This is a genomic window from Ornithinibacillus sp. 4-3 (assembly GCF_040958695.1).
Classification (GTDB): Bacteria; Bacillota; Bacilli; order Bacillales; family Amphibacillaceae; genus CALAMD01.
On sequence record NZ_CP162599.1, the window covers coordinates 721301 to 735905 of the forward strand.

At 33.7% G+C, this 14605-nt stretch carries 14 protein-coding genes; 7 read left to right on the plus strand and 7 right to left on the minus strand.

The features are described from left to right. Positions 1-93 precede the first annotated feature (93 nt). The 3 genes from AB4Y30_RS03620 to AB4Y30_RS03630 all read right to left on the minus strand — a co-directional run bounded on the left by AB4Y30_RS03620 (position 94) and on the right by AB4Y30_RS03630 (position 2070). Positions 94-774: a phosphatase PAP2 family protein gene (locus AB4Y30_RS03620; RefSeq protein WP_368654137.1), complete on the minus strand. Its 681-nt coding sequence runs from the start codon at positions 772-774 to the stop codon at positions 94-96. A 297-nt stretch (positions 775-1071) separates the two neighbouring features. Continuing rightward, positions 1072-1560, minus strand: a complete 489-nt coding sequence (locus AB4Y30_RS03625) for a VOC family protein (protein ID WP_368654138.1) — start codon at positions 1558-1560, stop codon at positions 1072-1074. A gap of 54 nt (positions 1561-1614) precedes the next feature. Beyond that, entirely contained in the window at positions 1615-2070 is a 456-nt protein-coding gene (locus AB4Y30_RS03630) for a MarR family winged helix-turn-helix transcriptional regulator (protein WP_368654139.1), read from the minus strand. A gap of 487 nt (positions 2071-2557) precedes the next feature. On the opposite strand from AB4Y30_RS03630, the gene AB4Y30_RS03635 reads away from it, so the two are divergent. From AB4Y30_RS03635 to guaA, 3 genes are all read left to right on the plus strand, one after another. Next, complete coding sequence (locus AB4Y30_RS03635) at positions 2558-3094, plus strand: methylated-DNA--[protein]-cysteine S-methyltransferase (RefSeq protein ID WP_368655162.1); 537 nt, start codon at positions 2558-2560, stop codon at positions 3092-3094. Between the two features lie 176 nt (positions 3095-3270). Beyond that, the gene (locus tag AB4Y30_RS03640; protein ID WP_368654140.1) at positions 3271-4299 is read left to right on the plus strand and encodes a M42 family metallopeptidase; all 1029 of its coding nucleotides are present in this window, start codon (positions 3271-3273) and stop codon (positions 4297-4299) included. Positions 4300-4510: 211 nt separating this feature from the next. Continuing rightward, positions 4511-6067, plus strand: a complete 1557-nt coding sequence (gene guaA, locus AB4Y30_RS03645) for a glutamine-hydrolyzing GMP synthase (protein WP_368654141.1) — start codon at positions 4511-4513, stop codon at positions 6065-6067. Between the two features lie 452 nt (positions 6068-6519). Here the strand turns inward: guaA and AB4Y30_RS03650 are convergent, their stop codons facing one another. From AB4Y30_RS03650 to AB4Y30_RS03660, 3 genes are read right to left on the minus strand one after another with little or no spacing between them, the layout of a single operon-like run. Beyond that, positions 6520-7083 (minus strand): SCO family protein, encoded by a 564-nt coding sequence (locus AB4Y30_RS03650; protein ID WP_368654142.1) that lies wholly within the window; start codon positions 7081-7083, stop codon positions 6520-6522. A gap of 2 nt (positions 7084-7085) precedes the next feature. Beyond that, positions 7086-8498, minus strand: coding sequence for a sensor histidine kinase (locus AB4Y30_RS03655; RefSeq protein ID WP_368654143.1), 1413 nt, complete (start codon positions 8496-8498; stop codon positions 7086-7088). A gap of 1 nt (position 8499) precedes the next feature. Further along, positions 8500-9174, minus strand: a complete 675-nt coding sequence (locus AB4Y30_RS03660) for a response regulator transcription factor (RefSeq protein WP_368654144.1) — start codon at positions 9172-9174, stop codon at positions 8500-8502. A 338-nt stretch (positions 9175-9512) separates the two neighbouring features. Here AB4Y30_RS03660 and AB4Y30_RS03665 point away from each other — a divergent pair, with 338 nt between their 5' ends. From AB4Y30_RS03665 to AB4Y30_RS03680, 4 genes are read left to right on the plus strand one after another with little or no spacing between them, the layout of a single operon-like run. Further along, positions 9513-10871: a nitrous oxide reductase family maturation protein NosD gene (locus AB4Y30_RS03665; RefSeq protein ID WP_368654145.1), complete on the plus strand. Its 1359-nt coding sequence runs from the start codon at positions 9513-9515 to the stop codon at positions 10869-10871. After that, positions 10858-11748, plus strand: coding sequence for a nitrous oxide reductase accessory protein NosL (locus AB4Y30_RS03670; protein ID WP_368654146.1), 891 nt, complete (start codon positions 10858-10860; stop codon positions 11746-11748). The genes AB4Y30_RS03665 and AB4Y30_RS03670 overlap by 14 nt, the downstream gene beginning before the upstream one ends. 7 nt (positions 11749-11755) lie before the next feature. Further along, positions 11756-12586 carry an ABC transporter permease gene (locus AB4Y30_RS03675; protein WP_368654147.1) on the plus strand — a complete coding sequence of 277 codons (831 nt, stop codon included), beginning with the start codon at positions 11756-11758 and terminating at the stop codon, positions 12584-12586. Then, positions 12573-13298: an ABC transporter ATP-binding protein gene (locus tag AB4Y30_RS03680; protein ID WP_368654148.1), complete on the plus strand. Its 726-nt coding sequence runs from the start codon at positions 12573-12575 to the stop codon at positions 13296-13298. The genes AB4Y30_RS03675 and AB4Y30_RS03680 overlap by 14 nt, the downstream gene beginning before the upstream one ends. A 65-nt stretch (positions 13299-13363) precedes the next feature. Here AB4Y30_RS03680 and AB4Y30_RS03685 read toward each other — a convergent pair. Beyond that, positions 13364-14517 (minus strand): IS3 family transposase gene (locus AB4Y30_RS03685; RefSeq protein ID WP_368654115.1). Its coding sequence is split into 2 segments (ribosomal slippage): positions 13364-14265 and positions 14265-14517, totalling 1155 coding nucleotides; the frame shifts between segments, so codons are not numbered across the junction. Positions 14518-14605 lie beyond the last annotated feature (88 nt).

The window sequence follows — 14605 nt, forward strand, 5'->3', positions numbered from 1 at the left end:
AAAAATTAAACAGCCTGATACCATTGGAATTTTGGTAACAGGCTGTTACGACTTTTTAAATATTATAGTATAATTTGTGATATATAAAACACTCTACAATGATTCTCTCTCCGGCTGTTTAAACATTCTATGGAGCGGTTGTCGCACGCGGAGGTAAACTCCTATAGAAATAAATACGGCTGCTAAACCATATAAAAATCCGGCAAGTACATCTGTTGGGAAATGAACACCTAAATAGATGCGAGTGTACAATATAAAGCCAATCCAAACAAGTGTGATGAAACCGATAATTACCTTCTTCCATAATTGGGCGACAACAAGTATAAGCACCATCCCGATAAAGGCATAGAAAATAGTTGTTGCTGTAGCATGCCCACTTGGAAAGCTTTCATTTGTTTTTTCAATAAGCTGTATAAATTCCGGGCGATCTCTATCGAATAGTTTCTTTAAGACTTTTCCGCCAATCGCTGCACAAAAAAGAATCGTACCTCCGAACCAAAATCCTTCTGTAAATTTCCGCTTGAAAAATAATACAATACAAATAATGATTGTTAAGGCGATAACAACCTTCATGCTACCAAGCTCTGTGACTTTCATGATAAAGCTTGTTTTTCCTTCAGAGATAGACCCTTGAATCCTTTCAATCCATGATAAATCAAAGGATCTAATCCAGCTACTTTCAAAAAATACACCCCAGGCTATTCCGCCAAATAATAATAGAAATATGATTCCTGTTATTAAAAAAGGGGCAGGAGTTAATCTTCGTGATTTCAAAACGAGAACCTTCTTTCTATCTTTTACATTTAAATATTAAATTACCATTGTACATAAGAATGAGAATTTTTGCATGGAAATAAATAAAAAAGTTATGTTTATTCTTCTATATAGAAAAAAGGAAAAGGGGGGACTTTCAGTAATACAATGTTGTCAATGCAAATATGGTGAGAAAGGTTAGTGCAAAGGGGATGAGCCCTTCAAGTGTACTTCGTGTGTTTGGGATGCTTGCACTGACTGCATATTTTGGAATGATGCATATTGGATTGTAAGTATATAATATACTTGATTCTAATCTCAATTAGCAGTCGCTTTCGGCCATGCTACCTCCAACTGAATTCCATTATTATCTATAAAAATAAAATTACGTATACTACCTTGATCGTAAATATCAGTCATAATGATATCTTCACTTTTTAGTTTTTCTCTTAAAAGAAATGCTTCTTCTTCATTCTGAACTCCAAATGCAATGTGCTGAAGGGCGCCAGGTAAAATACTATATAAGTCAGCTGCTGTTGGGTTCTCGCTTAAACGCTTCAATGCCTTGTCGCTTCTATATATTTGGGCCTTTGGATATTCGAAGAAATGAATTCCCCATGTTTCTACATTTCCAGGTTTAATAAAACAATGTCTCCCTCGTTGCTTAAATGCTGGATAAATATTTCCAACCTGCATTCCTAAGACATGTTGATAAAAGTGTACTGTTTCATCCAAATTATTTGTTACCAAGGCTATATGATGGATTCCTTGCCATACTATATGGTCCTTCTGTTTTTCTTTGCTCATGAAAATACACCCTTTCACTATATAATTAGAGTTCTAATTAATTCTGAAAAAAACTTACTTCTCTTCAAACAGGTTAACTAATTTAATAAGTTGGTTTTTCAACGTTTCAAATTCTTCATCTGAAAAACCTGCTTTAACTCGATCCTCAACGAGACGTGTAATATATTGTGTTTCTGTAGCCATTTTCTCTCCGTCTGCGGTGAGGAAAATTTGTTTGTAACGCGCGTCTCCAGAATAATTTTTACGTACAATTAATTGCTTTTTTTCTAATCCATTCATAAGACTGGTCACACTCGGACGCTCAATCATTAGGATTAACTCTAATTCTGATGAAGTGATTCCAGGAAAGTAATGAAGAACCCCTAACGCGTTCCACTGGGTGTGTGTCAATCCGAACGGCTTTAATTCTTTTTCAACTTCACGTCGTAAGGTACTATAGGCTATCTTAACAATTCGGCCGATTGGTCCTTGATCCCATTTCCAACTTGATGTGTTTAGATGACTATCCATAGATAACTCCTTTTGAAATTAGTTAGAACTCTAACTAATATATATTAGTAGTGTTTTGGTGTCAAGAAACAAAAGGAATTTATACGCTCTGAAATAGATTGTATTTATAAAATTCAGCCTGTAACAATTGAACAGGGAAGTTGATATTTTAATTATGCAGGGATACTATTTAAGTAGTGAATCAGCTGAGAATTATTACAGATATACATTATCTACTAAATATGATGGTGATAACATGACCCGAAAATTAACATTTAAACAGAAAAATTACATATCTGCTATATTGTTTATTTTAATCTTCTCTTGGTTAATCTTTATTAATTATATGGAAACAAAAAGTATAGCTTTAGGATTAATTATAATTCAGACTATATTTTTTGTATTATTTTTCCGCATCGTATATTGGTTAATAGATTGGGTGAAAAAATAGTAGAATGTACTTTAAAGAGAAGGAATAACACATTTTTAAAAGATAAAGGACTGATTAATTATGTATAAAACATATTACAGCTCTCCGTTAGGTCAAATACTTTTAATTAGCGATGACGACAATTTGCTTGCGTTGAAATTAGAATGCCATAGATTCTATGATAAATTCGAAGCTTCGGATTTAGTCCAAAAAGATGACCTAGGTGTTTTTAAAAATACTAAATTATGGTTAGATAATTATTTTGCAGGTAAAGCACCTGACATTGAAGAACTCCCACTTTCACCAGCAGGCAGTAAATTTAGGCAGGACGTCTGGAATATTCTATGTAAGATACCATATGGTGAAGTAATTACCTATGGTGAAATTGCAAAGAAGTTATCTCATAATACTGATATAAAGATGTCTGCACAAGCTGTTGGTGGCGCAGTAGGACATAATCCAATATCCATTATTATTCCATGTCACCGTGTTGTAGGTGCAAACAATAATTTAACAGGGTATGGTGGCGGAATAAAAAATAAAATCAAGTTATTAAAATTAGAAAAAGTTGATGTCGATCAATTTCATATTCCTACGTCTGGTACAGCATTATAGAAAGTGATTTAGAAATATGGCGAGTTGGTTATCGGAATATTGCAGCAATAATGGTAGGTATAATATAATGGCAGTATCACATAAGAGTAATTTTTACTTAAAAAAGACCAAAAACTAATAGAATACAAGAAGGGAGCGTATGAACAACACCACTTTTTGTTCATATAAAACTGACTATGTTTAAAAAAGACGAAACTGTTTCATTTTTAAAAGATTTACTTTTAATTAATAGTCCATCAGGCTATACAAAGCAGGCAGTACAATTTTTAAGAGAAACAATTGAAGGCTTTGGTTACGATACAATCACAACACCTAAAGGGAATCTGATTGTTCATGTTGATGGTAAAGACCAATCTCAGACTCGTGCTTTAAGCGGGCATGTAGACACATTAGGTTTAATGGTTCGCTCGATCAATAGTGATGGAACATTAATGCTTACGAAATTAGGTGGTCCAATAACACAGACACTTGATGGAGAGTACTGTGACATTATTACACGTGATGACAAGGTGTATACGGGAACGATTTTATCAAAATCACCATCTAATCATGTTTTTAAAGATGCTGCAAAAAAGGATCGTGAGATTGATAATCTGATCGTGAAGATTGATGAGTGTGTGAAGAGTAAAGAAGATGTTCAGAAGCTTGGTATTCAAAATGGAGATTTCGTTGCTTATGATCCGAAGGTAGTGATTACGGATTCAGGATTTGTGAAATCTAGATTTTTAGATGACAAAGCATCTGTCGCAATTTTAGTAAGTGTTTTAAAAGCGCTTAAAGAAGAAGGAATTGTTCCTGCGACAAACTTGAAATTCATCTTTACAACTTATGAAGAGGTTGGTCATGGGGCGTCATGGATTCCTGAAGATATTACAGAGATGCTTGCAGTGGATATGGGATGTATCGGTCTTGATCTAGATTGTACGGAATTTGATGTATCCATCTGTGCAAAAGATTCTTCCGGCCCATATGACCGTGATTTAACAACGACTTTAATAAATCATGCGAAGGATCAAAAACTCAACTATGCGGTCGATATTTATCCGATGTATGCAAGTGATGCAACTGCTGCATTACGTGGTGGGGCAAATATTAAGGCAGCACTAATCGGTCCAGGTGTTGCAAATAGTCACGGAATGGAACGTACACATATGGATGCGCTTGAGAATACATTTAAGTTAATTACAGCATATATTCAAAACTAAAAAGAACCTATATTAATTTTTCCAAGGGGCATATATGATATGCCTCTCTTTGTGTGGTCTAATAGCACTTTTTGATAGGAATAAGGTATAATAGAAAAATTCAAATTCACATTGGTAAATTTGGTAGAAGTTTTATACGAAAAAAACTGTTCAATAATGAATACTAAATGATAAAATAATAGGTAATTAATTAGGAAGAAGAGGTGCGTAGATGTACAATCAATCAGATAGTAAACAAGTTGAAATGATGGCAGTCCTGGATTTTGGTAGCCAATTTAATCAACTAATTACTCGGCGTATACGAGAATTTGGCGTGTATTCAGAGCTATTACCACATACGGTGACAGCAGAAGAGTTAAAAGCATCCAATATAAAAGGAATAATTTTTTCTGGGGGACCAATGAGCGTTTATGATAAAGAAGCTTTTTCGGTTGATCCAGAAATTTTTAATTTAGGTATTCCCATTTTAGGAATTTGTTATGGAATGCAATTGATGACACATCATTTAGGCGGAAAAGTAGAACCTGCGAAAACACGAGAGTATGGGAAAGCTACTATAGAAATTAAAAATGGTGAGAGTGCATTATTTACAGATCTTGAGCCAGAAGAAACGGTTTGGATGAGCCACGGAGACTATGTGGCAGAAAAACCTGAAGGATTTGAAATTACTGCAGTGAATCCACATTGTCCTATTGCTGCAATGGAGGATAAAGAGAAACAATTTTACGGGGTACAGTTCCATCCAGAAGTACGTCATACCGTTCATGGGGACAAACTGCTACGCAACTTTACCCTTAACGTGTGTGGTTTCCAAGGCGATTGGGATATGGGACAATTTATTGATATTGAGGTAGAGAAAATTCGCCAACAAGTAGGAGATAAAAAAGTGTTATTAGCTTTATCAGGGGGAGTGGACTCCTCAGTTACTGGTGTTCTATTGAATAAAGCGATTGGTGATCAACTAACCTGTATTTTTGTAGATCATGGATTATTAAGAAAAGATGAAGGCGATCAAGTGATGGAAAGCCTGTCCGGAAAATTTGGCTTAAACATCATTCGAGTGAATGCAAAGGATCGTTTTCTAGGCAAATTAAAAGGTGTAAGCGATCCTGAAACGAAACGGAAAATTATTGGTAATGAATTTATTGAAGTGTTTAATGATGAAGCGGCAAAATTAAAAGGAATTGACTTCTTAGCACAAGGAACGTTATATACAGATGTAATTGAAAGTGGAACAGCAACAGCTGAGACCATCAAATCCCACCATAATGTAGGTGGGTTGCCTGAAGATATGCAATTTGAACTGATTGAACCAATGAATACTTTATTTAAAGATGAAGTACGTGCATTAGGAGAAGAGCTAGGTATGCCATCTAGCTTAGTATGGAGACAACCATTCCCTGGACCAGGACTTGCCATTCGGGTATTAGGAGAAGTGACAGAAGAAAAGCTAGAAGTCGTACGTGAAAGCGATGCAATCTTGCGTGAAGAAATTACCAATGCTGGTTTAGAGCGTGATGTATGGCAGTATTTTACCGTACTTACAGGTTTTAAATCTGTCGGAGTTATGGGAGACGGACGTACTTACGATTACACAATCGGAATTCGAGCTGTTACCTCCATTGATGGTATGACAGCGGATTGGGCACGTATTCCATTTGATGTACTGGAAAAAATCTCTACAAGAATTGTAAATGAAGCAAGTCATATTAACAGAGTTGTGTATGATATTACTAGCAAACCCCCAGCAACTGTGGAGTGGGAGTAATTCATTAAGAGCAAGTGTCGAGAAAAGTTTGCATGAAGTAGGCGGAGCAGTGTATGAGGCTTTATTTAAAGCCATAGAGTTAGACAAAATATTAAGTAGTAATTGAATAGTTCGTTTTTGGGTAGTCTACAGTACTCATATAATAGCCATAAGTTTTTACTTCCATACTTGTAAATTGTTCATAGATAAGTATATACATTTTATAATTATGAAAAATATCAAGAACTAATAAGCGGCTTTAGCTGTATATTTTATAGGGCTAAAGCCGCTTATTAGAAAAAAGAAAGAAGTTTTAACGCTAAAGTTCTGTCATCCACACATAGATCTTGTTTTGCGAAGCAAGTTAGTTTATACGAATCTAATTTAGAACGTTAGCCGCTCAGCATTATTTTCTTAACCTTATATATTTATCGGTATAGTCAAGACATTTCCTATTTGTTTCATTGTTTCTATTAACGAATTTCTTTTATGTTTTTTATTACTTTCTCTACATAAGAATCATCATTATAATTATACTCATTTAGGACATAACCTTGATCATCTACTAAGTAAAAATTCGTTCCATGGATGACCTGATTAGAAGTATCAGGTTTTTGCACAATCGTCTGAAATTGTTCCCTCGCAAATTCTTCAATTGTATCTTGAGTATATCCTGTTAACATATGCCAATTTGTTTCAGTATTTGTGAATTGTTGTATATATTCCTTCAATACATCCGGGGTATCAAGGTTAGGATCTACAGTGAATGAGACAAACTCGACGTTTAAGTCATTTGCCTCAATTTCTTTTTGTAGAGATGCCATTTCAAACATCATAGGTGGACAAACCGTTTCGCAATTCGTAAAAATAAAGCTGGCTATCCAAACTGTTCCATTCAAATTGTCTGTTCCAAATGGTTTCTCATTTTGATCTATAAATGAAAATGGATCAATTTTATTCCCGGTAGGTTGATTCGCACTACAAGCTGATAAAATTAATAGACAGACAAGAGAATAGATGATATATCGAATCTTCATGATTATATTTCCGCTCCTTCTATGTCTAGATAAGGCAATTGTATTGTAATAGTTGTCCCCGTTGATTGAGTACTTGAAATAGTAAATTTTCCTTCATGTAATCGAACAATTTCCTTTACTATAGATAATCCTAATCCAGTTCCTCCGGTTGTACGATTTCTAGCTTTATCCGATCGGAAAAAACGTTCTCCGATTCGCTCGATATCTTCTTTTGGGATTCCTATCCCGTCATTGTTGATTTGGAATTGTACTGCTTTATTTACTTTTTTGAGCTTAATTAAAATGGCGCCTGATGATAACGAATATTTAATAGCATTATCGATGATGTTATAAAACACTTGATGAATTCGATGTGAATCACCTAATACAACAAGATCTTCTTCTATATCAAGTTTTAAATGTAACTTTTTTTCTTTAATATGAATCTCAAATAAATCAATTGTATCGAAAAGTAATTGTGCAATTGCAATAGGTTCCATGTTTGTTGAATAGGAGTTTTCCTGCAAATAATTCAAATCCACGAGATCGTTAATTAATTTACTTAATCGATCTGTTTCTTTCTGTATAGTTGCTAAATAATTGGTTGCTTCTTCAGGAGAAGTATATATTTTTTGTTTTAATGCCTCAGTATATCCTCCAATATATGTAAGAGGAGTACGTAGTTCATGTACAATGTTTGAGGTGAATTCTTTTTTACGTTCTTCTAGTTGGCCTAACGATAAACTCATCTGGTTGAAAGCTTTAATTAATTGACCAATTTCATCTTGACGATCTGTTTGTATAATATCTGAATAGTTACCTATTGAGACCTGATCTGATAGTCGTTGTAAATCTTGAAGTGGTTTGAACATGGATTTCCAGATACGAGTAATTATCAGGAAGAAAAAGCAAAAAAACAACGATCCAGCGATAAGTAATATTGGAATGCTATCACTAAATACATCTTGAATAGCTTCAAGTGGTACATATATGTATATAAACCCAATGAGCCCCTGGTCACCTTTGATTGGAAATATCGCTCCCAAAATTTCTCTATTTAGTTCTTCGACAAATCCTTCCTTCATTACATATTTTCCTTCTTCTAATTCAGATTGATCGTGTGAATCGATAAGATTTTCATAATTTATTTTATAAGGAAAGTATGATGACAGTTCATCTAAGTCATCAACAACAATAATTTCATATTCTGAAACTACGTTATACCATTGGATTTTTTCAATAATTTCATCACTTAATTCTCCATAATGATAATGAGAAGCTGTACGTTTACCTTGGTGGATGATAGAGTCTTCAATACTTGACACATATAATTTGGAATATAAATAATGGATAAATAAAAATGAGACCAGAACTGAAAATCCAATACTGAAAATGATTATGAGTAATATTTTTTTATTAAATGTTAGATTTTTCATTTTACACCTCAAATTTATAACCGATCCCCCAAACAGTTTCAATCAAACTTCCATGGTTTCCCATTTTTAGTCTTAATGTCTTAATATGTGTATCCACTGTTCTTTCACTGCTGTTATGGTCTTCACCCCAGACGAGATATAATAATTGCTCTCTTGAGTATACGCGACCATTATTTTTCGCAAGAATATTGAGTAATCCGAATTCTTTTCGTGTTAATGAAAGCAGAGAATCATTTAGTTTTACTTGGTGTGATTTATAATTAATTATAAGGGGGCCAAACGTTAGAATGTCAGAATCTCTCTTGTTACCATAAGTTCGTCTAAGAACCGATTCGATTCTAGCAAGAAGTTCTCCTGGCAAGAATGGCTTGACTATATAATCATCTCCACCTAGTTTTAGTCCATGGACTTTGTCCCATTCTTCTCCTTTTGCTGATAAAAAAATAAGTGGAATAGATGATAGTTGTTTAACTTCTTGAGCAAATGAAAATCCGTCCATAAAGGGCATCATTACATCTACCAGCAATAAATGTGGTTTCGCTTTATCTAATAATGCAAGAGCGTGAGAACCATTTGTTGCTTCAACGACTGTATACCCATCTTTCTCTAAAAAAGTTCGGATCATTTTCCTCATTTGTTCCTCGTCATCTATTATCATAACAATGGTTCGATTCATACAAATACCCCATTTCTACAGTAAATTCTTATACATTTAATTATAGAGAAAAAATATGAAATATGTGTGAAATCAGAAGCCCCTATTAATTTTCATTTCTTGATTAACATCATAGAACAAATTTTTGATGAATAACGGTTAAAAATTATCTCTCTTTGCTCAAAAAATCAATTTTATTACACAATCTCACATTAACTTCACATATGTAATATATTATTTTGCTAATGAGTTTAATGGAGGTGAAAAGTTATTAATAATTGAGTCAAGATGTTTGCTAGAAATTAAAAGAAAGCAAAATAGTAAGACTTCCTTTGTTTAATAATGAATGAATTAGAATTTTGCAGATAAGTGAAAATCATGGGCTTACAAAGGGGGGAGTTTGTATTAGAAAAAAATTTATTATGGTGACATTAGGTTTGCTGTTAATCTTATTTTCTCCTATTTATGCAAATGCACAGGAAAAATCTATTCAATATCAGATTAAAGAATCACAATCAGGTGAAATTGTTAAACTAAATCAAGGTGAGTATATAGAAAATATTGTTATCGATAAACCTATTCATCTTATTGGTGATGAAAATGTAACTTTAATTCAAAAAGGATCCAATCCTACCATCACAATCAAATCAAATAATGTAATAATTGAAAATCTGAATGTTAGACATATAGATACTGGTAGTAAGTCACCAGCTATTTTAATAAATGGTGATTATAACTCTTTAAATAATATTCAGATTGATACTAATAGCTACGGAATCCAATTAGATCAGGCGAATGAAAATAACATATCATATGTAAGTATTTTAGGAAATGAAGATGAATCAATAAAAAACCGAAATCATGGGATTGACTTGTGGGATTCGGATTATAATGAAATCTATGCTACACGAATAAGAAATGTTCAAGATGGTATTTACATTGAAAAAAGCAATAAAAATAAAATTCATCATAATATTGTCTCCCATTCTCGATATGGAACTCATCTTATGTTTACAAAAAATACCGAACTTATAGAAAATGAATTATATGAAAATATAAGTGGTATGTATATTATGGGAGCCGAAGGAACAGTAGCAAAACATAATATATTAAGAAATAATCAAGGAAATGTTCAATCGTTAGGCTTGTTCATATTTGATACGTCAGGAGCTACCATCACGGAGAATTCAATTGAAAATAATCGAATAGGATTTCTTATTGAAAGCGCGAGGGATAATAAATTAGCCTTTAATAATGTACAAGGTAATTATATTGGTATGCAATTTAAAAGGGCCGAAAATAACGATGTCGTTAACAATTCATTTATAGCAAATGTAGTACAAGGACAAGCAACGGAGAGTTCTGAAAATGATACGAATCAAAACTATTGGGGAGACCACCTTAGTTTAGATATAACTGGAGACAAAACTAGTGACTTAACATATAAAATTGATCCTTTTTTTCTCAATTTAACGAATGAATTCCCGCCTTTTCAATTATTATTTCAGTCACCTGGGATGATATTTCTTGAACAGCTTATTTCTACACCTGTAGACCAGCAACTAGTTGATGAGTCTCCATTAATGGAAAATCCGTTAATCAGTTCAAAGAACAATCAATCTATAAATCAAGTTTCTACTTTATTATTTTGTATTTTTCTATTAATTTTTAGCATACTTATTATTTATTTGGGGGTAAAAAGCAATGAAAAAATTTAGTTTGTTATTTATGGTTTTAGTGGTAGTTGCCTTGGTTCTAGCTGCATGTGGTGAGGGAGATAATGGTAAGAAAGCAGAAGACGCCAATTCAGAGAATAAAGAGTCCGATGAAACTACTGAACTAGAATATGAACCGGAACCAATTGATCCAGAAACGGATGTTTGTGTAGTTTGTGGAATGGCTATCGCGGATGATGAGCATGCAACGCAAATTATTTTAAAGAATCGTAAGCCATTAAAGTTTGATGATATTGGCGATATGTTTGTCTGGTTAGATGAAAATAGTGAGGACGATATTGGAGCTAAATTTGTACGCGACTTTCACACTTTGGAATGGATTCTACTTGAAAATGCAACGTTTGTTTATGACGAGGGGATAAGTACCCCGATGGGATTTGGAGTTATTTCATTTAAAGATAGTGAAGGAGCAGAAGCATATATAGAAGAAAATGGTTTTGGAAAACTTTTAAGTGCTACGGATTTATACAATCATGAATGGGAAATGATGATGGATCATGGTCATGAAGGACATGACCATGGAGATCACAGCCATGGAGATCACGACCATGGGCATGGGTTTCATACAGAAGGATTTGACATGCACTTTACAGAACTTGAAAATGCAACGGTAGGAGAAGAAACTAAATTAGAGGTAAATATTACACTTGATGAAGCTGGTTTAGAAGGTGCTAAAGTTCGTTATGAAATTTGGAAGGAAGATAATACGGACTGGGTAGACGCAAGTGAAGCTAATACAGGGAATTATGCTGCAGATTATACCTTTAAAGAAGCTGGTACATATATTATTCAAGTTCATGTAGAAGATGATCATGATTTACACGAACACATGGAATATGAAGTCATTGTAAAGGAATGATATGAAGTTGCGTATCCTAACAGTAGCAAAAAGAGAAATAAAATTAGGGTTTAGAAGCTCCTGGACCTATTCTTTTATGATCCTTTTGTCCATTTTTACTGTTGCTATACTACTGTTACAATCAGGTGTTGCAACTGTACAAGGGTATACTGATATGACTGGTACGGTAATAAATATGACCCTATATTTATTACCGTTAATTACCCTTCTATTAGGTGGATTTTCAGTAGCAGTTGAAAAGGAAGATGGGCAATGGGGATTACTTTCTACCTATCCAATCTCTGTGTATGCTTTTTTATGGGGAAAATGGATTGGACTAGCCATTATTCTTTTAACTATGCTCTTTTTTAGTTTTGGGCTTTCTGGTGTTATTACTATCGTATTTGGACATGGATTAAGTATTAATACTTTAATTTTCTTTTGGCTATTTTCTACTGTGTTGGCATTAGTCTATTTAAGTATTTCTTTATTGATAGGATCTATTGTGATGAATCGTTGGCAATCACTTATTGGAGGAATCACAGTATGGTTTTTTACAATAATTATATGGCCATTGTTAATGATTAGCACACTTAGCCACTTACCATCTTATAAATTAATAAAACCTATTTTACAAGTACTAACTCTTTTAAATCCTGCTGAATTTATTCGTGTTGTTTCTATTATGAGATTTGGAGCAGGGGCGGCGTTCGGAGCTGACTATTATAAATGGATTACATGGGCAACCAGTAACTACGGATTACTTATTTTTTTCGGTATTTTTTTGAGCTGGATATTCGTATCAATATTCGTTGGTGGATTTATTTGGAATCGGAGCGACAAAAATGGAGCAGAATAACATGACAGTAGAGTTTTATAATCTATCGAAAATAGTAAAGAAGAAACACTTATTGATGTCTTTAAATTATCAACTTTCTAAAGGAAGGATACTTGCTTTATGTGGTGGCAACGGGGCAGGTAAAAGTACACTAATCCGGTTGATTACAGGGATAATAAAGCCCACAACAGGATATGTGACAATCAATGGATTAAATAAAAATAAACATAAAAGGCAATTCTTAGAACAACTTGGCTATATGCCAGATGATTTTCAATTTCAAAAGTCGATGACTACTAAAGAAACGCTGGACTTTTATGCACGAATTAAAAATATAAGTAAAACAAGATATTTAGAAACATTAAAGGAAGTGGGTTTGCTAGATAAACTAAATGAGAAAGTTGGCAAGTTCTCAAAAGGAATGAATCAACGCCTTTTGTTAGCTCAAGCACTCTTAGCAAAGCCAAATATTCTAATTTTGGATGAGCCAACGAACGGTTTAGACCCATATTGGGTGAAACAATTTTGTAACCTTATGCTACAGGCTAAAAAGGATGGACAAACGATTATCTTTTCAACGCATGATCTTCAGATTGCTGAACAGATTGCTGATGAAGTTTTGTTTCTTAGTGAAGGTGAGGTTATTAGTAAAGGTTCTATTAATCAATACCTTAATACCGGTTTATATGAAACATTTCAACAGCTTTATTTTAATGCTATTTCAGAAAAATAAAACATGGTTATATGGACCTATGTCAATATCTTGGACACAAATAGCTTAAGTTTTTAATGATATTTTCAGCTGATATTTCGGCAGATATTTTCTACCTCTTGTGGTGTCATATAATTTATACTCCCATGAATTCTTTTGCGATTATACCAACCTTCAATGTACTGAAATAACGCTATTTTCGCTGAATATTCATCTAGATACTGAACATGATTGACTTCTTCCTTTTTTAAAATGGCATGGAACGATTCAATGCAAGCATTGTCATAAGGGCTACCTTTATAGCTAAAAGAATGCATTATGTTAAATTCGGTGATCAAAAATGCGAATTCATCGCTTGTATATTGACTACCAAGGTCTGAATGAAAGATAAGTTCTTCACAGGGTTGTTGGGTTTCATATGCATTTCGTAATGCGGTGCTTATTAATTCCGTTGTCATTGTGCGTCCAAAAGAATGGCCAACAATCTTTCTTGAATGCAAATCCAAAACAGTTGCCAGATAGCACCAACCCTGCTTTAACGTGTGGATATAAGTAATATCTCCAACCCATTTTTCATTGATTGTTTTCGTCTCAAAATCACGCTCTAAAATATTCTCACGTTCTATTATCTTTTCTTTACTCGGTGTCGGACGGAATTTCTTCGTTGTGATGGACCTGATATTTGCCTTTTTCATCAGGCGTTGCACACGTTTTAAACTTACATGATATCCGGCCAACTCTAATAAATGGTGGATTTTTGGTGCACCATAACGTTGTTTACTGTCGTTAAAAATTCGGATGATTTCTTTTGTTAGTTGTCGATTTTCCTGTTCTTGTTTTGAGATAGAAAACGTTAATGATTGATAGTACGTGCTCCTAGGAACACCAAGCACTTCACACAATGTATGAACAGGGTAATATTCTCTTTCTTGCTCGATGAAATCCGTAATATCGTTGTCGGTTACTTTTTTGCGAATATGGCCATAGCTTTTTTTAATATTTCGTTCTCCTGTTGTAACTTAAGCATTTCTTTTTGCATCTTTGCGTAATCATCTGGTGTTACGGATGATCCATCTTCTAGCTCTACTGGATTGAATTTTTTTATCCATGCATAAATAGTTACTTCTGAAACGCCATATTCACTGCTTAATTCCCTAACTGATTGACCTGAACGATATAAATCAACAACCATCTTCCTAAAATCATCATTGTAACGTTTACCATGTTTGTGATTTGCCATTGGACACAACCCCCTAGTAATAATTTTAAAGACTTAACTAAGTTGTGTCCATGAAACTATACTAGCATCAATAGGCAAAGATGTTATA